At 70.9% G+C, this 24,508-nt stretch carries 31 protein-coding genes and 2 pseudogenes; 16 read left to right on the top strand and 17 right to left on the bottom strand.

Features of this window, described 5'->3' with window-relative positions; all coding sequences use genetic code 11:
- Positions 1-122 precede the first annotated feature (122 nt).
- A complete protein-coding gene (locus AB0J08_RS37095) occupies positions 123-746 on the top strand; it encodes a transposase (protein WP_360643065.1) in 624 nt (207 codons plus the stop codon).
- On the opposite strand, the gene AB0J08_RS37090 is transcribed toward AB0J08_RS37095, so the two are convergent.
- The 6 genes from AB0J08_RS37090 to AB0J08_RS37065 all read right to left on the bottom strand — a co-directional run bounded on the left by AB0J08_RS37090 (position 722) and on the right by AB0J08_RS37065 (position 4,245).
- Positions 722-1,207 carry a hypothetical protein gene (locus AB0J08_RS37090; protein WP_360643060.1) on the bottom strand — a complete coding sequence of 162 codons (486 nt, stop codon included), beginning with the start codon at positions 1,205-1,207 and terminating at the stop codon, positions 722-724. The genes AB0J08_RS37095 and AB0J08_RS37090 overlap by 25 nt on opposite strands.
- 346 nt (positions 1,208-1,553) lie before the next feature.
- Entirely contained in the window at positions 1,554-1,829 is a 276-nt protein-coding gene (locus tag AB0J08_RS37085; RefSeq protein WP_360643057.1) for a hypothetical protein, read from the bottom strand.
- 655 nt (positions 1,830-2,484) lie between these two features.
- Positions 2,485-2,883: a DUF2267 domain-containing protein gene (locus tag AB0J08_RS37080; RefSeq protein WP_360643053.1), complete on the bottom strand. Its 399-nt coding sequence runs from the start codon at positions 2,881-2,883 to the stop codon at positions 2,485-2,487.
- Positions 2,884-2,939: 56 nt separating this feature from the next.
- On the bottom strand, positions 2,940-3,320 hold the full coding sequence (locus tag AB0J08_RS37075) for a DUF2267 domain-containing protein (protein ID WP_360643062.1): 381 nt from the start codon (positions 3,318-3,320) through the stop codon (positions 2,940-2,942).
- A gap of 87 nt (positions 3,321-3,407) precedes the next feature.
- Positions 3,408-3,800, bottom strand: coding sequence for an STAS domain-containing protein (locus AB0J08_RS37070; protein ID WP_360643050.1), 393 nt, complete (start codon positions 3,798-3,800; stop codon positions 3,408-3,410).
- 10 nt (positions 3,801-3,810) lie between these two features.
- On the bottom strand, positions 3,811-4,245 hold the full coding sequence (locus tag AB0J08_RS37065; RefSeq protein ID WP_360643047.1) for an Hsp20/alpha crystallin family protein: 435 nt from the start codon (positions 4,243-4,245) through the stop codon (positions 3,811-3,813).
- Between the two features lie 109 nt (positions 4,246-4,354).
- Between AB0J08_RS37065 and AB0J08_RS37060 the strand changes: the two genes are divergently transcribed.
- Positions 4,355-5,035 (top strand): hypothetical protein, encoded by a 681-nt coding sequence (locus AB0J08_RS37060; RefSeq protein ID WP_360643044.1) that lies wholly within the window; start codon positions 4,355-4,357, stop codon positions 5,033-5,035.
- Between the two features lie 317 nt (positions 5,036-5,352).
- On the opposite strand, the pseudogene AB0J08_RS37055 reads toward AB0J08_RS37060, so the two are convergent.
- A pseudogene (locus AB0J08_RS37055) lies at positions 5,353-5,606 on the bottom strand (Hsp20/alpha crystallin family protein); the annotation flags it as partial.
- 159 nt (positions 5,607-5,765) lie between these two features.
- Here AB0J08_RS37055 and AB0J08_RS37050 point away from each other — a divergent pair.
- Together AB0J08_RS37050 and AB0J08_RS37045 are read left to right on the top strand one after the other, a co-directional pair.
- Positions 5,766-6,272: a J domain-containing protein gene (locus AB0J08_RS37050; RefSeq protein WP_360643041.1), complete on the top strand. Its 507-nt coding sequence runs from the start codon at positions 5,766-5,768 to the stop codon at positions 6,270-6,272.
- Positions 6,263-6,724, top strand: coding sequence for an STAS domain-containing protein (locus AB0J08_RS37045; RefSeq protein ID WP_360643038.1), 462 nt, complete (start codon positions 6,263-6,265; stop codon positions 6,722-6,724). Before AB0J08_RS37050 ends, AB0J08_RS37045 begins: the two co-directional genes overlap by 10 nt.
- Here AB0J08_RS37045 and AB0J08_RS37040 read toward each other — a convergent pair.
- The 4 genes from AB0J08_RS37040 to AB0J08_RS37025 all read right to left on the bottom strand — a co-directional run bounded on the left by AB0J08_RS37040 (position 6,697) and on the right by AB0J08_RS37025 (position 9,736).
- On the bottom strand, positions 6,697-7,068 hold the full coding sequence (locus AB0J08_RS37040) for a hypothetical protein (RefSeq protein ID WP_360643036.1): 372 nt from the start codon (positions 7,066-7,068) through the stop codon (positions 6,697-6,699). The genes AB0J08_RS37045 and AB0J08_RS37040 overlap by 28 nt on opposite strands.
- A gap of 46 nt (positions 7,069-7,114) precedes the next feature.
- On the bottom strand, positions 7,115-7,600 hold the full coding sequence (locus tag AB0J08_RS37035) for a hypothetical protein (protein ID WP_360643033.1): 486 nt from the start codon (positions 7,598-7,600) through the stop codon (positions 7,115-7,117).
- A 714-nt stretch (positions 7,601-8,314) separates the two neighbouring features.
- On the bottom strand, positions 8,315-8,671 hold the full coding sequence (locus tag AB0J08_RS37030) for a transposase (RefSeq protein WP_360643030.1): 357 nt from the start codon (positions 8,669-8,671) through the stop codon (positions 8,315-8,317).
- A gap of 261 nt (positions 8,672-8,932) precedes the next feature.
- Positions 8,933-9,736, bottom strand: coding sequence for a GNAT family N-acetyltransferase (locus AB0J08_RS37025; RefSeq protein ID WP_360643027.1), 804 nt, complete (start codon positions 9,734-9,736; stop codon positions 8,933-8,935).
- 277 nt (positions 9,737-10,013) lie between these two features.
- Between AB0J08_RS37025 and AB0J08_RS37020 the strand changes: the two genes are divergently transcribed.
- Entirely contained in the window at positions 10,014-10,226 is a 213-nt protein-coding gene (locus AB0J08_RS37020) for a hypothetical protein (RefSeq protein WP_360643024.1), read from the top strand.
- A gap of 198 nt (positions 10,227-10,424) precedes the next feature.
- On the opposite strand, the gene AB0J08_RS37015 is transcribed toward AB0J08_RS37020, so the two are convergent.
- The 3 genes from AB0J08_RS37015 to AB0J08_RS37005 form a co-directional block, all read right to left on the bottom strand.
- On the bottom strand, positions 10,425-10,577 hold the full coding sequence (locus AB0J08_RS37015; protein WP_360643021.1) for a hypothetical protein: 153 nt from the start codon (positions 10,575-10,577) through the stop codon (positions 10,425-10,427).
- 378 nt (positions 10,578-10,955) lie between these two features.
- Complete coding sequence (locus tag AB0J08_RS37010) at positions 10,956-12,209, bottom strand: HAMP domain-containing sensor histidine kinase (RefSeq protein ID WP_360643018.1); 1,254 nt, start codon at positions 12,207-12,209, stop codon at positions 10,956-10,958.
- Positions 12,206-12,880, bottom strand: a complete 675-nt coding sequence (locus tag AB0J08_RS37005) for a response regulator transcription factor (protein ID WP_360643015.1) — start codon at positions 12,878-12,880, stop codon at positions 12,206-12,208. The genes AB0J08_RS37010 and AB0J08_RS37005 overlap by 4 nt, the downstream gene beginning before the upstream one ends.
- A 237-nt stretch (positions 12,881-13,117) precedes the next feature.
- Here AB0J08_RS37005 and AB0J08_RS37000 point away from each other — a divergent pair, with 237 nt between their 5' ends.
- A complete protein-coding gene (locus tag AB0J08_RS37000; protein ID WP_360643012.1) occupies positions 13,118-15,067 on the top strand; it encodes a glycoside hydrolase family 9 protein in 1,950 nt (649 codons plus the stop codon).
- Positions 15,068-15,478: 411 nt separating this feature from the next.
- Positions 15,479-16,000, top strand: a complete 522-nt coding sequence (locus tag AB0J08_RS36995) for a hypothetical protein (RefSeq protein ID WP_360643009.1) — start codon at positions 15,479-15,481, stop codon at positions 15,998-16,000.
- On the opposite strand, the gene AB0J08_RS36990 is transcribed toward AB0J08_RS36995, so the two are convergent.
- The gene (locus AB0J08_RS36990; protein ID WP_360643006.1) at positions 15,997-16,197 is read right to left on the bottom strand and encodes a hypothetical protein; all 201 of its coding nucleotides are present in this window, start codon (positions 16,195-16,197) and stop codon (positions 15,997-15,999) included. The two genes, AB0J08_RS36995 and AB0J08_RS36990, sit on opposite strands and share 4 nt — an antisense overlap.
- A gap of 148 nt (positions 16,198-16,345) precedes the next feature.
- Here AB0J08_RS36990 and AB0J08_RS36985 point away from each other — a divergent pair, with 148 nt between their 5' ends.
- Positions 16,346-17,314, top strand: coding sequence for an aminoglycoside phosphotransferase family protein (locus AB0J08_RS36985; protein WP_360643003.1), 969 nt, complete (start codon positions 16,346-16,348; stop codon positions 17,312-17,314).
- Between the two features lie 481 nt (positions 17,315-17,795).
- Here the strand turns inward: AB0J08_RS36985 and AB0J08_RS36980 are convergent, their stop codons facing one another.
- Together AB0J08_RS36980 and AB0J08_RS36975 are read right to left on the bottom strand one after the other, a co-directional pair.
- The gene (locus AB0J08_RS36980) at positions 17,796-18,215 is read right to left on the bottom strand and encodes a hypothetical protein (RefSeq protein WP_360643000.1); all 420 of its coding nucleotides are present in this window, start codon (positions 18,213-18,215) and stop codon (positions 17,796-17,798) included.
- Positions 18,216-18,368: 153 nt separating this feature from the next.
- On the bottom strand, positions 18,369-19,595 hold the full coding sequence (locus AB0J08_RS36975; protein ID WP_360642997.1) for a hypothetical protein: 1,227 nt from the start codon (positions 19,593-19,595) through the stop codon (positions 18,369-18,371).
- A gap of 22 nt (positions 19,596-19,617) precedes the next feature.
- Here AB0J08_RS36975 and AB0J08_RS36970 point away from each other — a divergent pair, with 22 nt between their 5' ends.
- From AB0J08_RS36970 to AB0J08_RS36935, 8 genes and pseudogenes are all read left to right on the top strand, one after another.
- A complete protein-coding gene (locus AB0J08_RS36970) occupies positions 19,618-20,616 on the top strand; it encodes a 5'-3' exonuclease H3TH domain-containing protein (protein ID WP_360642994.1) in 999 nt (332 codons plus the stop codon).
- On the top strand, positions 20,610-20,795 hold the full coding sequence (locus AB0J08_RS36965; protein WP_360642991.1) for a hypothetical protein: 186 nt from the start codon (positions 20,610-20,612) through the stop codon (positions 20,793-20,795). The genes AB0J08_RS36970 and AB0J08_RS36965 overlap by 7 nt, the downstream gene beginning before the upstream one ends.
- Before the next feature lie 126 nt (positions 20,796-20,921).
- The gene (locus AB0J08_RS36960; RefSeq protein WP_360642988.1) at positions 20,922-21,440 is read left to right on the top strand and encodes a hypothetical protein; all 519 of its coding nucleotides are present in this window, start codon (positions 20,922-20,924) and stop codon (positions 21,438-21,440) included.
- A complete protein-coding gene (locus tag AB0J08_RS36955; RefSeq protein WP_360642985.1) occupies positions 21,401-21,901 on the top strand; it encodes an SAM-dependent methyltransferase in 501 nt (166 codons plus the stop codon). The genes AB0J08_RS36960 and AB0J08_RS36955 overlap by 40 nt, the downstream gene beginning before the upstream one ends.
- A 36-nt stretch (positions 21,902-21,937) precedes the next feature.
- Positions 21,938-22,528 carry a GTP cyclohydrolase I gene (locus AB0J08_RS36950; RefSeq protein WP_360642982.1) on the top strand — a complete coding sequence of 197 codons (591 nt, stop codon included), beginning with the start codon at positions 21,938-21,940 and terminating at the stop codon, positions 22,526-22,528.
- A gap of 65 nt (positions 22,529-22,593) precedes the next feature.
- Positions 22,594-23,028 carry a hypothetical protein gene (locus AB0J08_RS36945; RefSeq protein WP_360642980.1) on the top strand — a complete coding sequence of 145 codons (435 nt, stop codon included), beginning with the start codon at positions 22,594-22,596 and terminating at the stop codon, positions 23,026-23,028.
- Positions 23,029-23,156: 128 nt separating this feature from the next.
- Positions 23,157-23,483, top strand: a complete 327-nt coding sequence (locus tag AB0J08_RS36940) for a MazG-like family protein (protein WP_360642977.1) — start codon at positions 23,157-23,159, stop codon at positions 23,481-23,483.
- A gap of 790 nt (positions 23,484-24,273) precedes the next feature.
- Positions 24,274-24,508 (top strand): annotated as a pseudogene (locus AB0J08_RS36935) (IS256 family transposase); the annotation flags it as partial.

The following is a 24,508-nucleotide window of genomic DNA, read 5'->3' as shown; positions in this document are numbered from 1 at the left end:
CCGCAGCGCGGCGGACTCGTTCGGGTAGTCGCCGAGGACCTCGGCGACCATGCGCACCGCACGACGGCGCAGCTCAGGCGGGTAGGAGGAGGGACATGCCATGACTCGAATCCTTACACGAAATCGAGTCTCCACTGAACACGGGGCGGTTCACTCCGCGGCAACGTCCGCGAGGGCGACGGCCGCGACGTGGAGCCGAGCTTGGGCCTGATCGAATCCCAGTCCGTCCGTACCGCCGATACGGTCCCCACCGCGACGAGCGGCTTCGACGCGGCAAGAAGGTCAAGGGGCGCAAGAGGTTCATCGTCACCGACACCCTCGGCCTGCTTCTGGCCGTCCACGTCGTCGCGGCGAACATCCAGGACCGCGACGGTGCGAAGCGGCCTCTGCTGTGGACCCGCCTCGGCCATCCCGGAGTCCGGATGATCTGGGCCAACCAGGGCTTCGCCGGCCGCCCGGTCGACTGGACCGCCCAGATCCTCGGCCGCGAACTGGAGATCGTCCGCAAGTCCCCTGCCCAGCGGGGCTTCCAGGTCCAACGCAAGCGTTGGACTGTCGAACGCACCTTCTCGTGGCTCACCGCCCACCGACGCCTTGCCAGGGACTACGAGACCAGCCCCGCCCATGCGGAGACGATGATCCGCTGGGCGATGATCGGCATCATGGTCCGCCGCCTCACCCGCAGTCGACCCGCGACCCGGGCCGGTGCGTGGTCACAAGGTCAGGAGACTCCTGCCGACTTGTAGAGGCTTGCGAGCACCCACTCGTTCGCAGGCGGCTCCGGACGCGCGAAGACCATGGCCACATCGGCTTCAGTCCGGATGGCGAGCTGGTCGTCGATTGTCAGGGAGTCATCGTTGCGCCACATGCAGCCGAGCTGTTCGAGTTCTTTGATCAGTTCTCCCCACCTCGGGGCCTCGATGGTTTCTTGGGCGGACGCATCGATACAGGAGGCGGTCCGGAACCGGCCCTCGGTGCCCACCGCGTCGAATCCGAGCAGCCACACCGTCCTGTCGGAACCGGCCCAGATCTCCAAGCTGCCGTCCTTGAATCCGACTGATTCGCCGGAGCCCCTCTGTGCAGGCGCGGCCAGGCCGGTATCACGGCCCAGTAGGCGGACTGCCTCCTCGCCGGGCATGCCGAGTCTGAACGCGCCAATCTCGCCGGTGGTCGCGAAAGAAATGATCAAGCCGAATATGGTGGTCACGGCAGGAGGCTATCCGGTACGGTCCACCGAGTCCTCGCTCAGATCTCAAACACGGTCTGAAACCGCGGTGATGGCGCCCATTTCGGCCGCCTGTACATCAGCGTAGGACGCGGCAACGGGTGTGTCGATCAGCCTGAACCGCGACCCAGCGCTCGCGCGCCAGCGCAGGCACAGTCGCCCAAGCCCAGGGCTCGAACGCCGCTCTATCCAAGACGCGTGGATCCCGCAGTCCAAGAAGTCGGCGCAGCGGCCCAGGAGAGCGCACGAAATCGTCCACCGGACAATGCCGGGCTACGGTCAGTTCTAGCCCATCGCGCAGGCGGCCGAGGTGCTCAGCGATTGCCTTTCACTTCGAGTTTCGGATGGTCTCCTCGAAGGCCTGGTCCATGTCGAACAGGGGCTCCCATGTGACCTGAACTACATGGCCGTATGTCTGATTGTGGAATGCCTGATAGCGCCCAAAGGCATCGGGATCCTCCACTTCGATCAACACGTAGCCACCCCATCCCGTTCCGAAGGTCTGGCGGTGCTTCACGCCTCGATCCACTCCGCCCCAATTACCCGTCCGGGCGAAGGCCTTAAAGGCTTCGGACCATGCTTGGTCGAGTTCGGACTTGCTCACACCATCCCGATACGCAAATCGCTGAAGATACATTTGACCCATCGATCTTCTCCTTCACATCCCGTATTACTGCCAGTGTCGAGCGATGGCTACCCAGTTGGCATCCGCTCGACGTCCTGCAGGCAGCATCCGGCAGGGCGTCCGATCGGTGTCGGCAACATGCATTCAACCTCGTGCACATCGATCGAGCCTGCGCCTTCGGGCAGCACTAAGGACGATTCTGCGCTTCCGGGTCCGCCGCCGCCAGCTGATCGAGCGGTCCGGCTCCGGATGAGCTGTGCTGAGCCGGCAAGGAATCCGGCATATCCAAGACTCCTCTCCTTCTCCGGTGGCCGGGCTGCCTACAAAAATTACGGTAGCTCCCTAAAGCAACGGTCAGCGGAATCCGTCTTCGATGAGAGCTGGGCAGTTACGCAGAGTGCTGGCGGCGAGCAATACTCAGCGCGACCGAATCCGCGCATCACACCCAAACACGCTGCGTTACTGATTCTTTTCCGTACTGTTGCGACAGGTAGTAATACCTGCGGCATGCCAGTGCATGCGATACGGCAGAGTGGGGCCCGACCGCGCGGGCGTTTCGTGAACAGGTCTGGCTCGAGGCCGGTGCCTTGAGGGTGCGAAGTGCTCGGCGATCGCTCGTTCCTGCCCCGGGCGGTCAGGCGGCGGCCCTGAGGTCGGCGCGGCCGAACAGAAGCGCGTAGCCGCGCGGCAGGTGGGCGAGGAGGCGGTCGGTGAGCCGCTCGCCCCCGAGAGTCGCGAGGGCGGCCAGGACGGAGGAGGCGTCCCAGCGGGCGCTGGAGAGGCTGGTGTTCAGGGCTCGGGCGACGGCTTCAACGAAGGCGGGCGCGGCGACGGGGTCGGGCAGGGGGATCTGCGAAGCGAAGACGGCGCGGGCCCGCTGGGGGAGCGCGGCGGCCAGTTCGCAGCGTTCGTCGCCGGTGAGCTGGGAGCCGAGGACGACCAGGACCGTGTCGAGGACTCGTTCGGCTTCCTCGTCGCTGGGGTAGCGGCCGAGTTTGCGGACCTGCTGGATCAGGCGGCGGTGCGGGGTCATGGGCGGTGGCCTTCCAGGGCGGACCGCCGCGGCGTGGGCGGCGGCGCGAAAGCGGGTCAGGGTCGGTGGCCGGGGGCGGGGAGGCCGAACAGGACGTCGTAGCCGGGCGGAAGCTGGAACAGGACGCGCTCCATCAGGTCGTCGCCGGCGGCGTCGGCCACGGTGGACAGGACGGCCCCGATGTCCCAGACGGCGGTCTTCTCGGTGGTGCCCTCGATCCAGGCGGCGGTGGCACGCACGAACCGTTCGGGACTGAGCGGTTCGGCGGCCTGCAAGGGGTTGAGCAGGATCAGGGCGAAGGTCTCGGGCAGACTGGCCGCGAGCTTCGCGCGTACGTCGCCGACCAGGTGGGCGCCGAGCAGGGCCAGCACGACGCGGGTCGTGCGTTCGGCGTCCTGGGGCGTGTCGTACTCGCCGCGCTCCTGGACCCGGTCCAGGAATGCCTCCCATCGAAGAGTCGCCGCGACTCCTCCCTTCGTCCCCGCACGGTCCGGGCCGGCCCAGGTCGCGGCGCACAGGGCCGCTCAGGGGTCGGCGGCTAGGCGGCCAATGCGGCCGGTGAGCTTGAGCAGCCAGGCCACGGGCCCGCCGACGCCGAGCAGCAAGAGCCGCCCGCCGTACCGCTCGTCGTGGTTGCGGGCCTGGACCAGAACGCCCGGACCCGAGCAGTCCATGAACGTCACCTCCGACACGTCGAGCACCACCTCCCGGTGCACCTCAAGCGCGGCGGCCAGCCAGCGGCGAAGGCGAGGCGCGATGGCGAGGTCGATCTCACCGCCGGCCCTCACCAGGGACGGTGCCAGCCGCCCATCGCGTATGACGCCGGTGGCGCGCGAACCGGACCGGGGGAAGCCGGGACCGGAGGCGGGGAAGTTCCGTGCCGCCCGCCCGGGGGCGCGGGCGGCACGGAACGGCACACGGACGCGGTCAGGCCCGGATCTCCTTGCGGCTTCCGCCGTGGCTGATGGCGATCTTGCGGGGTTTGGCCTTCTCGGCGACCGGGATCTTCAGGGTCAGCACGCCGGAGTCGTAATCAGCGCTGATCCCCTCGGGGTCGAGGGTGTCGGAGAGCATGACCTGCCGGGAGAACACGCCGAACGGACGCTCGGACAGCTCCCGCTTCACGTCCTCGCCCTCGTGGCGGGGACGCCGTTCGGCCTTCACGGTCAGCATGTTCCGCTCGACATCGATGTCGATCGCCTCCGGGTCCACACCCGGCAGGTCGAAACAGACCACGTACTCGTCGCCGACGCGGTAGGCGTCCAGCGGCATCGGGGCCGGCCGCGACCACGTACCGGTCGTGCCGAAGAACTGCTGGGTCAGCCGGTCCAGCTCGCGGAACGGATCGGTGCGCATCAGCATCGCGAAACACCTCCATCACTCGTGGGTGCCCAGTGCGCTTCACCTGAATCCGTTCTAACATGTCATCCGTCGGATGACAAACCCGAAAGTCGTCAAAGGAGTGACACCGATGGGAAAGCGGCCCGGAGCACCCGCCACGGGTGGTGAACCGCCAGTCGGACCGGCGTCCTTCCTCGCCGCCACCGCGGCCCTCGCGGCCATAGAGGAGGCTGTCCGGACCGCTCAGGGCACTCCTGCCACGACCCCGTCCACCGCCCAGGACGGCCCCGAGCACGCACTGGCCACCCTGCTTCTGCTGCGCGAGCTGCGCACCGAACTCGCCGGCTGGGAAGCCCCGCTGGTGGAGGCCGCCCGAGCCTCGGGCGCCACCTGGGCCGACCTCGCCCAGCCCATGGGCGTCGCCAGCCGGCAGGCCGCCGAGAACCGCTACCTACGTCTCAAGCCCACCACCGACCCGGGCGCGCCCACTGGCGCCGGACGGGTCAGGGCGGTCCGCGACCGGCGCGCCGCCGAACGCGCCGTCACCGCTTGGGCCCGCGATCACGCCGGCGACCTGCGCCGGCTCGCCGCCGAAGTCACCACCCTGAGCGACCTCGCCCCCACGGCCCGCCCCGTGCTCGACGACCTCCACACCGCGCTCGGCGCGCCGGACGCCGCCGAACTCCTCCTACCGCTGGCCGCCATCCGCCCACACCTCGGCAGCCACCACCCCAGCATCGCCCACCGCCTCGATGACCTCGCCCAGCACACCAACCAACTGCGCCATGACAGTGACCACCGGCGCGCATGACCCCCTGGCCTCCGAGGCGCGATGGCGGCGGATCGAGGACCAGCTCGCCGCCCTCCGACGCCGGATGCGGACCAACAGCGGCGCCGCTGCCGCATCGATGGGCGTATGCCTCGCGGGACTGGAAGCCGGGCCGAAAGGGTCTCGCTCGCCCGGCGCCGCCGCGGCAACACGACGGAGATCACTCCTTCCCCGGTCAGGTCAGCCCTACCGGGCGGGCGAGCCCGACCGGGCGGGCGAGCCCGGACCGCCCCGGGCGCGGACACGGCCAAGTCGCTGGATCTGCCAGGGCTCCGAGCGCCGGGGCTGCCGGGGCGCTGCACGCCGGCATCGTAGTCGGCCCTGATCTTGTCGGTCGCGAGCGTCTCACCGAGGAACACCTGGCGGCTGAAGACGCCGTAGGGCCGTTCAGCGACGACCACCTCGCGGTCCTCGACCTCCGGTGCCGCCGCTCGGCGGATCCGTCGCTCTCATAGGCGTCCATCGGCATCGCGGCCGGCCGGGCCGTGGTGCCCAGCAGCTGCTGGGCGAGCCGGTCGAGCTCGCGGAACGGATCGGTTCGTAGCAACAACATGGGCCACTCTCCTCGTGAGTCGGTGCCGGCCATGAGGCTCTCGCGGGAGTCCACCCATCAGTCCATATGCCTTCTTTCGGGCATCTTGACAAGCGTTGGCCAAGCTTCTATCCAGTTCTATGAGGAGGTTTGCCGGGGGCGCCCGGGAGGTGGTCCGCCATGACGGGATCGAGAGACCGACGCGATCACTACGCGGTGCTGGGGGTGGAGCCCACGGCGTCCGCGCGACAGGTCACCTCGGCCTACCGCACCCTGGTCCGGCTGCTACATCCCGACACCTGCCCCCTCGCGCCGGGATCGACCGAGCGACTCGGCGCGGTGGTCGCCGCCTACGAGGTCCTGCACGATCCCGAGCTGCGGGCCGCCTACGATGCCGAACGCCGGACCGCCCGGCCCCAGCCGCAGGCCGCCCTCGCCTCGGCCAGTCCCCCGGCCGCGCGCCGACGGGTGTCCGTACGGTTCGTCCGGGAAGGCGGCGGCGTGGGGCCTGTGCGCGCCACGCCGGCTCCCTCCAGCGCAGCGATGCTGCATGGGGCCGAACCACTCGTTCGGGTGGGCCCGGTGCGGATCGAACCGCCGGGCGCGTCGGTGTGGGCGCGGGATGACGCCGACGACCTCTGGGAGTGGATACAGCACGGGCTGTGGGAGGTGGACCCATGGCTGTGAACGGCAGCGACTTCCGCACCGCCGTCGCCTGGTGGGACGGGCAGGCGACCCTCGCGGTCACGGGCGAGATCGACCTCGCCACTGCCGCCGAGCTCGACAGCCACGTCAAGGAGTGCCTGGCGCGCCGACCCAGCCGCGTCGAGCTGGACTTCGCACAGGTGCGATTCTGCGACAGCTCGGGCGCGGGCGCCCTGGAACGGCTCCATCGTCAGGCGCAGGAGGAAGGCGTCGTCCTGAAGGTCACGGATGTGCGGGCACCGATCGTCGCCCGGGTGTTCGATCTTCTCGGCCTCACCGACCTGGTCGAACCTCACCGACCTGCCTCACCGACCTGCTTGAACCCGGACTGGCTTGCAGGGGCCGCGTACCGCGGCGCGGGTGCGGGGCCGCGGCTCCAAGACCGCCCTCGCGCCTCGGCCGTTGGTCAGACTCCCGGGATCGGTCCGGTGTAGACCAGCTCCGCGGCGGTGTGCTGCGCTTGGCGCAGATGGGTGCCGGCGCGTTCGATCGCCGCGATCGCGCATCCGAGTTCGAAGGCGACATCGGCCTGCTTCCGCACCGGAGTGGGCGGGTCTTCGAGGACCGCGAGATGTTCCGCGTCGATCGCGTTCAGGCCGGCCGCGAGCTGATGCAGTGTGCGGGGAAGCTGCTCCAGCAGGCCCGCCAGTGCACCGATCGTGTGATGGACGTCCGTCGGGAACGGGTAGGCACTGGTTCGGGCGGTGGAATCGTTGAGGCGACGGATCTCGTCGGCTGCGGCCACAGCGATCTCGCGAGGCGTTCGGTCCATCAGCATCGCGCGACCTCCTTATGCCCGCGCCCTTGCGGGCTCGGGCCAGTTCTCAGGCGTGGGCAGAAACACCCGTCCATGGGCTCCGGCCGCCAGGGCTGGGCCAGGCCGGCGACGGCTCCTCGGGCTCTGGCATCGCCGCAGGGACATCCTCATCGTGCCCGTCCGCCGCGCCAGCGGCCCGGCTCACCGCCGAGCGCAGTTCGGCCACCGTCTGCAGCGCCTGGGTCGAATGGACCGCGATACGCGCGAACGGCGACGGCCGGCGCAGGTCGACGCTCACCACGACGTCCGTGAACGGGCGCATAGCCACGAAGTCCCGGCCGCCGGGATGATGCCAGACCCCCAGACACAGCCTGCCGGGGACCAGCACGCCGCTCTCACGGGCGCCACGAAGCACTCTCCATGTCTCCCGGGTGATCGTGACCTTCTCCACCGCCGTCAGCGGTACCCGAACCGGTCCTGAGCGCGTCGCGAGCCGCTCCCACCAGCGCTGCCGTACCACCAGCTCCGCGCCTTCGATCGTCAGCCTCGCCATCGCCTCACACCTCCCTCACCGGCGGCAGCCTGCGGATCCCTCGCCCGCACGGGCGAGGCCGTCTCCGCTGCTCTGCCTTCACCGGCACCGGACGCGGGCGGGCCGAGCTGCTCCGGTTGAAGATGGGCCCGCGCTCCGAGCGGCGGCGCTCCGTGCCGCTCCGGCCGGTGAGCCGCGGTGTCGGCAATCGGTTGACGCGGTGTGCCGACCGGGCCCGGCGGCGTCGGAATCGGTCGGCGGGCCAGAATGCGTCCTACCCAGTGGCGCCCACACTCGGGGCAGGGCGGTGCTCCCTGGGGGGTATAGGGCGAGTCCACCGCTACGCCGTCGCGGGAGAAGTACTCCCAGTCCCGTCCGTCGTCATCACGGTAATGCTGGACGTCGTAGTCCATGCTCCACTGGCGCCAGCAGTGGCCGCAGGTGAACTCCACGCGTTCCAGTGCCAGTTCAGTGATCACTGTCGACACCTCCTTCGCCGACGCGATTCACCACTCTGCTCAGGCGACGGCTGCGGTTGGCACGGCATCCGGCCGACCGGGCGCCGGACTGCATCCCATCAGTACGTATACATCCAAACTGGCCGCCGACACAACCGCGGAACGAGAGGCGGTCGAGAAGGCCTGACCCCATCTCGCATCGGATCGTCGGGGCACGATCGCCCGAGGGCATCACCACCCGGGGGCGTGTAAGCGATCTCGTGTAAGTGCCTTGTACTTATCGGATGCTGAGCCGGTCCTCGAAGAAGAGTGAGAAGAACTGGTTCAGTGCCTCCTTCCAGTGTGCGGCGACGTGGTTGACGTCGCGCGCATTCGGGCTGATGAGCTCCCGCACCGCGAGGTAGAGCACCTTCAATGCGGCCTGCTCGGACGGGAAGTGGCCGCGGTTGCGGGTGGCCTTGCGTAGGCGGGAGTTGATCGACTCGACCCTGTTCGTGGAGTACACCACCTTCCTTATCGCGAGTGGGAAGGCGAGGTAGGGCGTGAACTCGCTCCACGCGCTGCGCCAGGTCCGCGCCACGGCCGGATAGCGAACTCCCAAGTCGGAGGCGGCCCGGCGATCAGCACCTCCCACACCGCATCCGGCTGGCCGGGCGCCGTCCGCCCATCCCTGTGCCACTCAACGGCCAACTGCGAGTAGATCGGGGAAGCGGAGAACCGTTCCCGCAACCGTCTCCCGGGCTGAACTCCATGTCACCGGCGTCATGCCAGGAGAACGAGTGCGGCCCAAGCCCGGCACGCTTGACTCGACCCGGCACCGCGCTTGTGCGCATCTCCCCCGGCACAGCGCGGCCAGCCGCTCTGCCAGGGGCCTTCAGCGCGGCTCCGTGAGCGGTTATGGCCGTCGGTGGAATGAGTGCAGCATCTCACCGGGCCGGAAGTCCAGCGCTGTCAGGAGCCGGATCGCAGCGCCGTCGTCCTCCTCGGAGTCGGCGTCGGTTTCGCGGATCCAGGCAGTCATTTCCCGGGCGTGATGTTCCGCTGCGACGTCCAGGCACTGTTCGAGCAGATGGCGGCCCAGGCCCCGGCGGCGGTGATCCGGATGGGTGGTGATCCATCGAAGGGCGGCGGCCTGGTCCGCCGCCCGGTCAACCGTGGCCTCGCAGACGAGCGTGCCGTCGAGGTGGCACAGCTCCAGGTGCCAGCCAGGCGGATCGTCCCGGTCGGCGACGGAGGCGATGGGGTAGGTGGCGGGGCCGGGGCGGTCACCGAGCGGACGATGAAGGCTGTGCCAGGTGTGGTGGGTGGAGAATCCGGCTGCGTCGAGGACAGCGCGGGTGGCGGAGCGGCGCCCTACGGCCAGACCGGCGGGGCTCCCGGGGGCGAACGGCGGCGGGCCGGCGAGGGCTTCCACGGCCCTGGTCCACCCCAGCGCCGTGAGGGCCGCGTCGATCAGCGCGGTGGCCACGCCATGGTCCTCGCGGCAGTGCAGCGCGAGGATCTGCCCCGCGTCGTCACTGGGTGGCAAGGCGAAGATGACGACTCCGGCGATGCGACCAGCCGCATCTTGTGCGACCTCCATGCGCGGAACGAGAAGGTTCCGGCCGGCATGTCCGCCTGCGCGGATCGCGGCATCGAGGGTGCCCGGAGTGATGTGCGGTTGGCCAGGTAGCCGATCGGCTTCGATCAGGGCGAGCATTTGGTCCCGATCCGCCGCCTCATACGGCCTGATGAGCCAGCTGCCCGCCTCAACGCCCATGATCGCCCCCACTGCTCGCTTGGCCGCTGTTCCTCCACAGAGTGCCGTTCACACCCCATCGGCGCCAGAACCCCCGACATGTGGCAGCGGGGGGATCCACCCGTTCGGGGTAGCCCAACGGGTGGCTGGCGGCGTTCACCCGGGAAGAGTCCTGGACTGGCGGTGCCTGCGGCGCGGGGTTTGCCTGACAGGGCAGTCCCGCTTCAGGGAGGTCCCGATGTACGAGATGCGCGCTGAATTCGATCCGGCCAAGCCCGACTTCGTGCTGATGTGGCACGCGTTGCCCAAGAACTCGGCCGGCCTGACGCTGTGCGGCCGTCTGCTGCCGCCGAGCCAGGCCGTGGTGAAGCCGCAGGACGCGCCAACCGACCAGTATTGCCCGCCCTGCATCGCACTGGTCGGACAGGCCATGGAGGCCGCCGCGCACTGACCGGTCAGGGCGGTACGCTCGAACTCCCCGGCGTAGACATCGAGATCGTCCTTGCTCGGCCAGGCCGGGAGGACCCCCGGTGGGGAAGCGGTCGCGCAGCCGGCCGCCGGCGCGGGCAACGAGGTCCTTCTGCCCGCCCGGCCGCAGCACAGCACCCGTGCGGCGGCCGTCCTGCCCTTCGCGCCCCGCAACCACTGGTCAGCCCAGGCCGGGCAGGCTCCGCAGTTCCGAGACGCGGAGCAGGCGGGCCAGCAGCACGAACAGCACCAGCATCGCGACACCGCCGGCAGCCAGCGCCAGCACAGAGTCGACGACCGGAGCAGGGACGGCGCCGGAGCAGAAGCGCGCCACCGCCCAGCCGACGGTGCCGGCGGCCCCCGCCGCAGCGTGAGCTTCCCATACGTACGCACGAGCCGCTTGCCGTCCAGGCGGCCTTCCAAACGGCGGCGCAACTTGAACCCGGTAACGAGCAGGCCACCGGCGTAGGACGCTGCGTAAGCGGCCGCCATGCCGATGACGGCCCGGCGCGGGGGCAGGAAGAGGTGGCAGCCAGTGGCCAGGATGATGTCGAGGCCGGAGATTCAGACAGCCATCCAGAAGGGGGTGCGGGTGTCCTCGAACGCGTAGAAGGTGTTGGTGGGCAGTCCGAGGGCGGTGCCGCCGAGGGTGCCCGCGCCGGTCAGGTCTACGTCCGTGCCGTAGAGCGCCTTGCTCGCCGAGCAGGCCGGCTCAGGTGTTGGCGTGCTGGGGCAGCAACAGCTCGGCGACCGTCCCGCCGCCGGGCGCCGGGGAGAGCTGGGCGGTGCCGCCGTGGAGTTCGGCCACCCAGCGGACGATGGCGAGGCCGGTGCCGGTGCCGGTGCTCGCCGGCCCGGTGACGCGGCGCTCGAAGACCCGGGTGCGGTCCTCAGCGGGGATGCCGGGGCCGTGGTCCCGTACGGTGATGCGGCCCGGGGTGACGTTCACGTCGACCGGGGTGCCGCCGCCGTGGCGCAGGGCGTTCTCCACGAGGTTGCGGACGGCCTGGGCGAGCAGTTCGGGGTCTGCGCTGACGACTGCGGCCTCGGTGGTGAGCGTGACGCCGCTGTGGTCGGGGAGTTCCTCGACGGTCTGTTCAACAAGCTGGTCCAGCCGCAGCGGGGTGAGCTCGATGTCCTGGGTGCCGGCCTCGACGCGGGCGCGGGCCAGCAGGCCGGTGACCAGGCGGCCCAGGCGGTCGACCAGTCGCACGGCCTCGTCCAGGGCGGCGGGTGCCCGGGTCGGTGCGGTGCTGCCGCCTTCGACCACCAGCCGAAGGGTGGCCAGCGGGGTGCGCAGTTCGTGTGCTGCCTCGGCGAGGAACTGTTCCTGCTGGTCGAGTCCCCGCAGGGCGGGTCGCATCGCCCGGCCGGACAGGAGGTGGCCGACCGCGGCGGCTGCCAGCACCAGGGCCGTGCAGCCCGCGGCCAGCCAGTGCAGGAGTCGGGTGTGGGCGGCCAGGCTCCGGGCGGGGTCGGCGCCGACCAGGACGGCGGCGCCGATCCTGTCGTCGTCCCAGACGGGGGCCGCGGCCCACTGGTGTTCCCGGCCGTCGGCCTCGGCGCTGACCAGGACGGTCTCCTGGTCGTGCTGGACCAGCTGCCAGATCTCCTCCAGTGCTTCCTGGTCCGGTAGAGCGGCCCGGGAGTCGCGTGCGTAGCGGATCTGCGGCGGGCCGTGTTCGGGCGCCTGGAGGACGCCCAGCATCTCGGCGCTGCGGGCCAGGTCGTCGTCCGACAGGGCGTCGAGGTGCAGGACGCCGCCGTCGTAGTACATCGTGCGGGCGAGCCCGTCCGCCCGGTGGCTGACGCCGTTGTCGAGCTCGTCAGTCCGGGACCGGCCGTCGGTACGCACGGCGATGACGGCGAGCACCAGCAGGCAGGCGGCGGTGGTCGCGGCGAACAGCAGGGTCATCGCCCAGCGGGCGCGGTGCAGGCGCGCGACGGCGGGAGTGCGCGGCGTCACAGGCCCGCGGCCTGGTCGTCGATGCGGTAGCCGACACCGCGCACCGTCCGGATGAGTTCGGGCGGGCCCAGTTTGCGGCGCAGTTGGCCTATGAGGACGTCGACGACGTTGGAGAGCGGTTCGGCCTGCTCGTCCCAGCAGCGTTCGATGAGGTCGGTGCGGGTGACGACCTCGCCCGCCCGCAGCATGAGGACCTCCAGGACCGAGAACTCCTTCGCGGTGAGGGTCAGGAGTACGCCTGCTCGCCGTACCCGGCGGCGCGGCAGGTCGAGTTCCAGGTCGCCCACCCGCAGCTCGGGCAGCCGTGCTGGCTGGCCGCGGCGGCACAGGGTGCGGACCCGGGCGCTGAGTTCGGCGAAGGCGAAGGGCTTGACGAGGTAGTCGTCGGCGCCGTGCTCGAAGCCGGCCACGCGGTCGGTGACCGCGTCGAGGGCTGTGAGCAGGAGGATCGGCAGGGTGGAGCCCCGCCTGCGCTGGGCGGCGAGGAGGGTGAGCGCGTCGCCGTCGGGCAGGATGCGGTCCGCGATGAGGCAGTCGTAGGTGTTGACCGCGAGCTTGAAGTCGGCGTCGGCGAGATCGCCGGCGAAGTCGACGGCGAAGCCGGCTTCGCGCAGACCTCTGATGATCACGGGGCCGAGTTCGGGGTCGTCCTCGAGGACAAGTACGCGCATGACGGGCGAGCCTACTGGGTCGAAAAGGGTGCGAACGCCGCTGTAGTGGTGATTGGCCGTTATGTCCGATGAGTGTCCGGGGCCCGTGTTCGGTTGCGCCGCTGCCAGACGGAGCCCCGGGTGGGACGGCCGGGTGTCCGCACCGGTGGCGGGCCGGAAAGCGGGGTCGTGCGGGCTGGCGGGGTATGCCACGGCGTCCTCATGTTGGCCTCATGGGCCGGCTGACAGTGTGCGGGCATGGCAAAGATTCGTACTCGTGTCATCGGCATCGCCGCCGCAGCTCTGGCCGCTACGGTCGTCGCGGTGTTCTGCGTCCAGTCCGTACAGGGATCGGACGCCCTGGCGGGATCACCACGTGCCGAGGTTCGCGTCGACCAGGTCGGCTATACGCCCGGTGAGACCAAGCAGGCCTACCTCATGACCTCCGTCCCCGCGTCCGCGACGTCCTTCCGGGTGCGTGACGCCGCCGGGAACGAGGTCCTCAGCGGCAGGGTCGGAGCTTCCACCGGGCGGTGGAACAGCACCTACCGGGCGGTTCACACCCTGGACCTGTCCGGCCTGACCGAGCCCGGCGACTACCGGGTCGAGGTCTCCGGGCGCGTCACCGCCGTCTCCCCGCAGTTCCACATCGCACCCGCCGGTGACCTCTTCGGCAAGCTCATCCAGGACAACGTCGGCTTCTTCCAGGCCCAGCGCGACGGAGCCGACGTCGTCCCCACCAAGCTGCGGCGCCGACCCTCCCACCTGGCGGACCGCCAGGCCACCGTCTACGACACCCCCGCCTACGACGACGACGAGAAGGTCCTGACCGCGCCCCTCAAACCGGTCGGCGGCCCGATCGACGTCTCCGGCGGCTGGCACGACGCCGGTGACTTCCTCAAGTTCACACACACCGCCTCCTACTCCACCGCCGCTCTCCTGCTCGCGCAGCGAACCACGCCCGTCGGCGGGAAGGAACTGGCCGCCGAGGCCCGCCACGGGCTCGACTGGCTCGACAAGATGTGGGACGACAAGTCCCACACCCTCTACGTCCAGGTCGGCCTGGGCAAGGGCGACACGGACGACGGCTCCGGCAAGATCCGATCCGACCACGACGACTGGCGCCTGCCCGAGGCCGACGACGCCCTGCAGGTCAAGCCCGGCGACCCGAACTACATGATCAAGCACCGCCCGGTCTTCCGCGCCGCACCCCCCGGCAAGCCCATCAGCCCCAATCTCGCCGGACGCGTGGCCGCCACCTTCGCCCTGGCCGCGCAGCTGGACGCCGCCGACAACCCCGCCCGGGCACGCGCACAGCTGGAGAAGGCCGCGCACATCTACGCACTCGCCGACACCGAGCCCGGCGGCCGGCTTGTCACCGCCTTCCCGCACGGCTTCTACCCCGAGGCGTCGTGGCAGGACGACATGGAATTCGGCGCGGCCGAGATGGCCCTCGCCGCGAAGGCCCTCAACGACGGCCGGGCGGCCGGCTGGGCCAAGCAGGCCGGCCACTGGGCCAAGCAGTACCTCACCTCCGACACCCTCGGCACCCTCGGACTCGGCGACATCAGCGCACTCGCTCACGCCGACCTCGCCAAACTCCTCGACTCCGGCACCGAGAGCACCGAGGCCACCCGAGGCGACCTCGTCGCCGACCTCAAGCGCCAGCTCGACGACGGCAGCTCCCGCGCTGCCAAGGACCCCTTCCGAGCCGGCGCCGTCTACACCGATTTCGACTCCGTGCCCCACGCCTTCGGCCTGGCCGCCACCGCCCAGCTGTACCAGCGCGTGACCGGCGACTCCCACTACGACGCGTTCGCCACCCAACAGCGCAACTGGACGCTGGGCGCCAACGCCTGGGGCTCCTCCTTCGTCATCGGAGCCGGCAGCACCTTCCCGCACTGCCCCGAGCACCAGCCCGCCAACCTCGCCGGTGACCTCAACGGCGAAGGCGACATCCTCCGCGGCGGCGTCGTCAACGGCCCCAACGCGGCAGACAAGCTCAAGGACCTCAACTCCTTCCCCGGCATGCGCAAGTGCCCGGCCAGCGACGGCAACCCCTTCGCCGCGTTCGACGGCCGCGGCGGCGGCTTCACGGACCACGTAGGCGCCTGGCAGACCGTCGAATCCGCGGACGACTTCACCGCCACCGCCCTGCTCTCCTTCACCTTCTCCGCCACACCCAGCCCCGAGACCGCCCGCCGCTGACAGCGGCCACGAGCCACACGCCACCGCGCACCGGGGCGAAGCCGCCGAGTGACCGGGCCTATCGGCAGCGGGCATAGCCGGGCAGGCGGAACACCCCGGCGGAGTTCGTCAAGCTGGGCGGTGGCGAGGCAGGCTGGTCCAAGGGTCACCTGATCGACCAGCGGTTCGGTGGATTCGGCAGGACCTGCGAAACATCATCACTCAGACCAAGGTTCAGAACATCGGCCCATCAACGAGGCCGAGAAGGTCATGAGGGAGATGTCGCATGTCGAGAACACGGGGAACACCGTCATCCTGAGCGTCACACCCCACTGCGACAATCCGGGGCGCTCGCCACCAGGGTTACCATCGAGGCGGTCAACGACTTCGGCTGGTCCTTCACCAAAACATTCGCCAACCTGTGAGATCACCGTGAACGAACTGCCGAGCCTGACGGCCCTCTGCCCGCCGTCCGCCGAGAAGGTCGAGTTGGCACCGGCGGCCCGGGCGGGATTCGAGATCCCGCCCAGCCACGGGGCGCTGACCGACACTTACGGTCCGGGGTGCTTCGACGAGTTCCTCTGGGTGCACGCCGTGGGCTCGACCCGGCCCGGTTCGGACCTGGTCCGGCAGACGAAGGAGGCGCGGCAGCTGCTGCGGGACTACCCCCAGTCCGGGCTGCAGGACCTGCTCGCCGAGCACGGCCTGACCACCGACGACCTCGTGCAGTGGGCGGTGACCGACAACGCGGACATGCTGTTCTGGCTGCCCGTCGGCGATCCGGACGACTGGCCCACACTCGCCGCCCAGGCCGGATGGCTCCGGTTCGCCCGGCTGCCCCTCAGCTCCACCGGGGTGCTGCTGGCACTGCTCTCCGGTGTGCTGCGGCTGGACCTCTTCCCGGACGACTTCCCGAGTGAACGTCCGGAGTTCTCCGTCCACCCGTACGCCTAGCGGCCGAAGCGACCGAAGGAGAGCAAAGCCAGCCAGTCGTCCACCTCTACGTGCCTCCCCCTCGCCCGGTAGGAGCGCGTCGAGCACGAAACCCGGGTGTCCAGGACGGTCAGCGGTTCGCCGTCCAGCGCGGCCAGCACGCTGCGGCCCAGCCCCGTCCGGCTGTACTTGTCGGCGCTGTGGACGAGGACACACACGGGCTGCCCGCCGTCGTCACCACGGTGGAGGCCTTCGTCGAGGACGGCATCGCCGCGGGCTCGCGGTAGCTCCTGTCCCGTCTTCCGGACCGTGGTCTCGCTTGATGTGTCCTCGAGGCGGCCGACCGTCCGGCTAGGGTTGCCCCGCATGACTCACACCGAGATCGAGGTCACCGCGGAGTTGGTCCGGGATCTGCTGCGCGACCAGCATCCCGACCTGGCGGACCGCCCGGTGAGGCTCGGCGCGCGGGGCTGGGACAACCAACTGTGGCGACTCGGCGACGACCTCGCGGTCCGACTGCCCTGGGCAACGCAGTCCGCAGACGCGCTGTTGCGCAAGGAACACGCCTGGCTGCCCGCCCTCGCCCCGCGCCTTCCGCTACCGGTCCCCGTCCCCCAGCGCCTCGGTGAACCCTCCGAGCGGTTTCCGAGGCCGTGGATCGTCACGACCTGGGTGCCGGGCGAACCCGCCGACCGCTCCCCCGTCACCCGCGCCACGGACGCGGCCGACACCTTGGCCGCCTTCCTGACGGCCCTCCACCACCCCGCCCCCAGCGGGGCGCCCACCGGCCGCGACCGCGGAGGGCCACTGGCCGACCGTGCCGAAGGATTCGCCGGGCAACTCGCCGCCGCCACCGAGATGGGACTGGTCCCCGACCCGCACGCTATCCGCACGCTCTGGAAAGACGCCGCCTCCGCGCCCGACTGGGCAGGCCCCGCGCTGTGGCTCCACGGCGACCTCCACCCGGCCAACGTGCTCACCGCCGACGGCACCCTCTGCGGCGTGATCGACTTCGGCGACCTCTTCGCGGGCGATCCAGCCTGCGACCTCGCCGCCGCGTGGATCCTGCTCCCGGACGGCGCCGCCGACAGCTTCTTCGCGGCGTACCAGCCGACCCCGGACGCCCCGACCCTGCGCCGCGCCCGAGGCTGGGCGTTGCTGAAAGCCCTCTCCTGCATCCTCATCGCAGAGGCCGGCGTCCACGGCCGGCCCGGCGGCAAGCCCACCTGGGGCCCGCCTGCTCACGCCGCGTTGCGACGCCTCCTCGCAACAGTCCGCCGACCTGGTGAACACGGACCTCCGACCGACGCCACCGAAGCGCGTCGCCCGGCGTGAGCACCGTCAGGGAGCCCGGCAGCACGTAAGTCTCCCCGGCCGCCCCTCCGGTCACCCTGAGGTCGAGGAAGGACCCCCACGGGAGGTCTGCGAGGATCGACGGGCGGTGCGCACCGCATCCCATTGCCCGCGGCGCGCACCGCCCTGTTCCGCCCCAGGCCCTTGGCGGTCGGCGGCCCTGCGGTCGGGCCGCCGACCGTCGAGGCCGACATCGCAGCGGGCGTGCGGTAGCTCCTGTCCAGTCGGGGCCCCGCGCTCACCACGGCAACCGAAGGCCGACCACTACCCGGCTGGGCCGCCGACGCCGGCCGCACCAAGGACGTCGGCCGGCGTCAGGCCCGCACCGCGCTGCTCGAGGCCGTCGCACGCCACCACCACGCTCGCCTGCTCGCCGCCATCGTCGGGCTCGGCGGTGAGCTGGAGCTCCCAGCTACCGGCAACAGGCGCTTCAGGGGCGTGGTCATCCCAGCGGACTGCGCGGTCAGCGTCGGCGGCCGCCGATGCGGCGGTCATCGGCCAGTGCGGTCAGCGGGCCGTACTCGCAGGCAAGCTGGTTCCACGTCAGAACCTCGCCACAGCGGGCCGGGAACTCCTTCGGGTCGAACTCGGGCATGGTCCAGGTGCCAGTGCCCCGGTCCCGCAGCCACAGGTCCCCGTCACCGTCCACCACAGTCGGCGGGGCCGGTACGGGCTCAGCCTGATCGGTGGGCTCCCAGGTGACCCGGCCCGGGTGGGAAACGCGGCGCAGCTCGGTGGTGGCCAGCCGCGCGGCCAAGTCACGGGTGGACTCTTCGGCATCCTTGACCGACGCGAGTCGGAATGCGTCATCAAGTACGGGCAGGGCTGGATTCTTGCTGCGCTTTGAACTCATACGCTGACTACCTCCGGTGGGGGGCGTCACATCCGTTATGGCACCCCGTAGAGGAACACGGTATCCGAGGCGGGAGCCGGGCCGGCTACCACCACTGTCCAGGTGGAGGCGCTGGAAGGCCCCGGGCGGTGGGGTTAGGTGGTGAGCCGGTCCTGGACGTGGCGCAACCCGTGGTGGTAGCGATCAGATCTGGCAGTCCGGGTCAGCGAAGGTCAGGCCGCCAGCCGCGAGCGGACGCCGGGCCGGCGTGGGCGCGGCCGCGGTCTTGCCGGGCTTGGCGGGCTTGGCGGGCTTGGCGGGCTTGGCGGGCTTGGCGGGCTTGGCGGTGACCACCCGCAGCACGCAGCCCTCCTCGCCATCCGGCTCGACGAGCAGCATGCCGACGGCGCGCAGCTCGTGCGCCGAAGCCCGCGGGACGTGCCCCTCGCGCTGGCCACCGAGCATGCCGGCGAGTTCGACGACCGGCAGGTGGCCGACCGTGCCGTCCGGGTGGCGCAGCCGCAGGACGACCTGGTCGAGGACAAGGTCGGGCCCCAGCGCCTGGCCCGGCATCTTCGGCCGGTAGATCGGGTGCGGCCGGACCATGCGGCGGGTCATGTCGTTGGTCTCGGGACTGAGGCGGGGGTCGGCGGCGGCCCTTTCGGCGGCCTCGACCCCGTGACCAACCTGACCACGTCCAGGGGCGTCCTCCTGGTCCTCGTCTCCTGGCACCCCGACGCCCCGGCCGGGATCGAGCGGGCCACGGCCGCCCTGGCCGCCGGCCTCGCCGAGGCCGGCCACCGTCCGGTGATCGCCACCGCCGCCCCGCAGCCCGACGGCCCCACCCTGCCCGGCGTCACCGTCGAGCGCCTGCGGCTCGACAACGTCACCTTCCCCTGCGAGGACGACGTCCTGCGCCGGGCCGTCACCGCGCAGGACAGCACACTCGCCCGCCAGATCCGCGACCTGATCACCACCCACCGCCTCGACACCGTCCTGTTCACCGACGCGCTGTGGGGCCTGGGGCGCCTGCGCGGCGACTTCCCCGGCCACGTCCGCCGCACGCTCGCCGCCCATGTCAAGCCCGCCGTCCTCGACGCCGGCCCCGCCTTCGCCCGCGCCACCCGCGTCCTCGTCCCATCCGACACCGTCCTCGGCGAGCTGGCCGGCTGGCAGCCACGCAACCTGCGCGTCGTCCCCAACGCGCTGCTCCCGGACCCCGTGGTCCTGCCGCCGCACCCGGACCGGCGCGAGGAACTGCGCCGCTGCGGCCCGGTGCGCGTGCTGGCCCGGCTTGGCCCGGAGAAAGGCGTTCTCGAACTCCTGGAAACGGCCGGAGGCTGGGACCGGTCCGTCGAGGTGGCGCTCGCCGAAGCCCGGGTTCGAGGCCAGTACGGGATCGCAGGCGGCCCTGCTCGACCGATGCCGCAAGGCGGCGGCCCGAACACCGGGCGTGAGCCTGCGCGGGGCGCTCGCCTGGCGCGAGGTCCTGCCCTGGCTCGCCGGCGCCGCCGCGGTGATCGTGCTCAGCCACCGCGAGACCTTCGGGCTCGTGGCCCTGGAGGCGATGAGCGTCGGCACCCCCGTCGTCGCCTACCGCGTCGGCAACCTCCCTGCCCTACTGCTCGTCGACGGCTTCAACGTCCTGTGGGCCGGAACCTTCGGGTTTCCCGCGCCGATCTTCTCCCACGACAAGACCCGCGAACTGACCGGCGTGCTCGCCTTCTTCGCCCTCCTGCGCGCAACCATCCGCGACGACCTGGATGCCGAGGCGCCCGAGGTCCTGGTCGTCTTCGACGGCGAGCACGGCACCGCGGAGCGCGTCGCGGCCGACGAGGAGTACAAGGCCAACCGCGAGGCGACGCCGGAGGCGCTCAAGCCCCTTCAGTTCCTCGCCCCGGTCAAGCAGGGCCTCGACCTCCACGGCATCCGCTGGATCGAGATCGACGACGCCGAGGCCGACGACGTCATCGCCACCCTCGCCGTTCAGTCCGCCCCGACCCGGACGGTGCGGATCATGTCCCGCGATGCCGACTACTACCAGCTCCTCACCGACCAGGTGAAGATCATCAACCGATCGCGCAAGGCCACCCGGCGACTCATCACCGCCGACGAGGTCGTGGAGCGCTACGGCGTCACCCCCGAGCAGTGGCCGGACTTCCGTGCCCTGACCGGCGACAGCGCCGACAACATTCCCGGCGTCAAGGGCGTCGGTCCCAAGGTCGCCGCCGGCCTCCTGCGCGAGGGCATGCGCCTGGACGCCCTCCCCGGCTCCGATCGGCTGACCGGCGCGAAGGGCCGCGCGGTCACCGAAGCGTGGGGCGACGTCCTGCGCTGGCGGGATCTGATCACCATGCAGCGCGACCTCGTCCTGCCGTTGTCCCCGGACGGGGAGGTCAGCCCCCAGCTGCCCAAGCCCGCCGACGTCGTCGAGAAGCTGGGACGGTGGTGAGCGCCGGCGCGCCGGGACCGGTCCTGGCCCTGCTCGCGCACCCCGACGACGCCGAACTCTGGGCCGGCGCCACTCTGGCCCTCCACGCCCGGCACGCCACGGTCACCATCGCCGTACCCTGCCGCGACGTGGAGCGCGACGCCGAAGCACGCGAGGGAGCCGCCGTCCTCGGCGCGTAGCTGCGGCAACTCGACCGGCTCGACGAGGAGGCGGTCCACCGGCTGCTGCTGGAGACCCTTCCCGAGGTCGTCATCACGCACCCGCTCAACGACGTCCACCCCGAACACCGCGCCGTCGCCACCACCGTGCTCGCCGCACTGCCCGAGCCCAGGATCGCCACCGGCCGGCCCAGGCGCTTCTACACGTGCGACAGCTACAACTCCCTCACCCTCGACGGCCCCGTGCGCGCCGACGTGATCGTGGACGTCACCGCGACGTTCGACACCAAGATGGCAGCCCTGCGACGGCACGTCAGCCAGCCGATCGAGGAGCATGTCGGGCCGATGGCCGAGACCCTCGGCCGGCTCTGGGGAGCGCGCATCGGAGCCGGCTACGGCGAGGCATTCACCGCCGTGCCGCTCCTCGGCTGCCTGCCCGGCGCCACCCAGCTCTACCCCCGTGAGGGCCGCCAAGCGCCGACCGGCCGGTGCGGGCGGCCTTCGCGCGCCCCTCGTCCTGGAGCATCACATGGAGACCAGCGCCGCCACCTACAACGACAGCACCTCCTGGTTCCGCCGCCGACCATCCACCGCACGACTGCGGCCGTATGCCGGGACCCGACACGGTGCGCACCACCTACGTCGACTTCGACCCGCTCGGCATGAACCACGCCCGCGCCCACCTGACCCCCGGCGATGCCGTCCGGACCCTGACGGCCGACCTCCTCGACACCGACAGACTCTTCTCTGCACCGGAGGTGGCTGACCACCTGGACCCGACCAGCCCGATCGCCGTCAGCGTCCACGCCACCCTGCACTGGATTCCGGACGACGACGCCGTCCGCCACACTCTGCACGGACTCGTCTCCCCTCTCCCCGCCGGCAGCACAGTGTCCATCACCCATCCGACCGCCGACCACGTACCCGCGATCCGGCGAGCCCAAGCGGACGCCGTCGCGGACAACGACCCCACGCTGCACCTGCGCAACGCGCACCGGCTTCACGATCTGCTCGACGGCCTGGTCCTTCTGCCGCCCGGCCTAGCGCCGGCCGGCAGCTGGAACACCGGCGACGCTGCGAGCACCGACACGGCGACCTGGGCCGGAATCGGCCTCAAGGCCGCCTGACCCGACCCCGTAACCCACCAAGAAAGCGACGGCACCGTGACGCCCATACCCTCGCCCGCCCGCCCCCGGGTCGACACCCACCGCGTCGAAAGCCTCACCAGGGAGCTGCTCATCGCGCTCGGCGAGGACCCCGAGCGCGAAGGCCTGGCCGACACGCCCCGCCGCGTCGCCGCCTGGTGGACCGAGTTCCTCGACCGCGACCCCGGCACGTTGGGAACCACGTTCGCCCACGCCACCACCACCGACGACTTCTTCCTCGTCCGTGACATCGAGGTCTGGAGCGTGTGCGAGCACCACCTCCTCCCCTTCCGCCTCAAGGTCGCCATCGCCCATGTCCCCGCAGCGCGGGTCCGCGGCCTTTCCAAGCTGGTCCGACAGCTGCGCGTCCACGCGAACGCGCTGCAGCTGCAGGAGCGGGTGGTCCGGGACGTCGCCCACGACATCGCCAAGGCCTCAGGAACGGACGACGTGGCGGTCATCGCCGTCGGCGAACACCTGTGCATGAGCACGCGCGGTGGGGAGGCCGCTCCGGCCCGAACTGTCAGCTCGTGCCGGCCCGGACGCACCGCGAGCGACTCCGAGCTCGCGGCTCGAATAGACCGTTGGGTCCTCAGCCCCGTCCTCTGACGCAGCGCCATCAGGCACTTGAGCCGGCAACGTCGCCGCCCCTCGACACGAAGGCGAAACGATCCGTGATCGTCCACTGCTTCACCCTGGCCACATCCGTGGGCCCATCGGCCGCCGTATCCGCCGGGGCCTTCGACCGCCTGGCAGCCGACCCGCCCACAGGCTGTGTCTTCGAACCACAGCTCTACCCGGGGGTACCGGGCCTGCGATGCGAGCGGGAGGCACCGACCCGATTCGAGGCGATCTCGGAGGTGGTCGGCGAGGTTCGCATCCGCCACGGCGTGCTGCTCGACGACCTCGGTATCGAGAAGCTGGCCGAATGGAGCGATGACCGCCCCGACGACCCCGACCAGTCCGGCGAACTCGGTAACACCTGGGGCCGTGACATCGCGGCGCAGGCACTGCTCCTTGGCATCGAGCGTTTCCTTCGCCTCGGCTACGACGTCACTGACGTGCGCAGCTTCGTAGATCGCGCCCTTGGGTCTCCCCACGACCACTAGCGCGCCCGGGCGACCCCGGCATCGCTGGTCGGGCCGCCGGGGAATCGAAAAGTGCCGGGCTCGCCGGGAACCGCCAGATTTGAAATCGGCTTGATCGCCCCATTCGAACAGGGACAGGATCCTCACTCATGGAACAGACCTGGGAGATTGTCAACTCCCTTGCTGACAGGCTCGATGCGCACTTCGACCGCGGCGACGAGCTGCGCTGGACCGTGCAGGCCCTGAAGCTCCAGGAGGAGGCGGGGGAGGTCGCGGAGGCCGTCATCGGGGCCCTCGGCGCCAACCCGCGCAAGGGCTTCTCACACGACTGGGACGACGTGCGCAAGGAGACCTGCGACGTGGCGCTGTCCGCCCTGGTGATGCTCGCCCGGATGGGGGGCGACCCCCGCCGATTCTTCGACGAGCACCTTCGCTCGGTCGCCGCCCGCGACACCAACGGGATCACCCCGGCGTGAGCACTCACCGCAGTCCGAGGGCGGGAGCCCGCTCCCGCCCTCGGACTCCGCACCCGCGCGCCCACCCGCCGACAGAAGGAACCGGATGAGCAGTACGCCGAAGGCCACCGAGGAGGTTTCCGACAGCGAGCAGCTGCTGTTCGGGGGGCCGATGCGCTACGACTACGGCTGGGCCAAGCACGAGATGGCCAGCGGGGAGGTCAGTTTCTGGGCGGTGGCCCGACAGATGCCCCGCTTCCTGCGCCTCGCCGGGCGGATGGCGTGGCAGGCCGACCCCCGGGCCCTGGTCGCCCTCATCGGCGCGGAGGTGCTGCGCGGCCTGGCGGCAGCCGCCGCGCTGATCGCCACCAACCGTGCGCTGACCGCGATCCTCGCGCCCGGCGAGGTCGGGCACGTCCTGCGCGCCGCCGCTCCGGCGGTCATCGCGGTCGGGCTACTGGCCGCGCTCTCCGCGGTCCTCTCCACCGTCTCCGGCTGGGCGGGAGGGAAGCTGGAGCCCGCGGTCTTCCGCCGCGCGACAGTGGAGTTCCTGGGCATCGTCAGCCGGTCCGAGCTGGAGGCCATCGAGGACCCCGAGTTCCTCGCGGAGGTCGACAGCGCCCGGTGGGGCGCGATGTCCCTGCAGAACATCATCGGCCAGGCCACCTCCGTCCTCACCGCGGCCCTGTCCCTGATCTCCGCGGCCGGCGTGCTGTCCGTCCTCCACCCGGCGCTGCTGCTGATGCTGGTACTGATCACCGCACCGCGCGGCTGGGGAGCCGTGCTCACCGCCCGCCGCCAGTACGCCTACTTCCCCGCCGAGCACTGGGTCCACCTACGGACCACGAACCCCATCGAGTCCACATTCTCCACGGTTAAGCTGCGGACCAAGGTCACCCGTGGCGCCGGCAGCCCGGCCGCCGCGCTTGCGATGGTGTTCAAGCTCGTCGCGTCCGCCCAGGCACGCTGGCGCGCGATCACCGGCGCCCACCTCGTCGCCCTCGTCCGCTCCGGCGCCAGGTTCGAGAACGGCGTCCTGGTCGAAC

This window comes from Kitasatospora sp. NPDC050463, assembly GCF_040655255.1.
Classification (GTDB): Bacteria; Actinomycetota; Actinomycetes; order Streptomycetales; family Streptomycetaceae; genus Kitasatospora.
The sequence above is the reverse complement of the archived record's forward strand: the minus strand, read 5'-3'. Positions and strand labels throughout refer to the sequence as shown.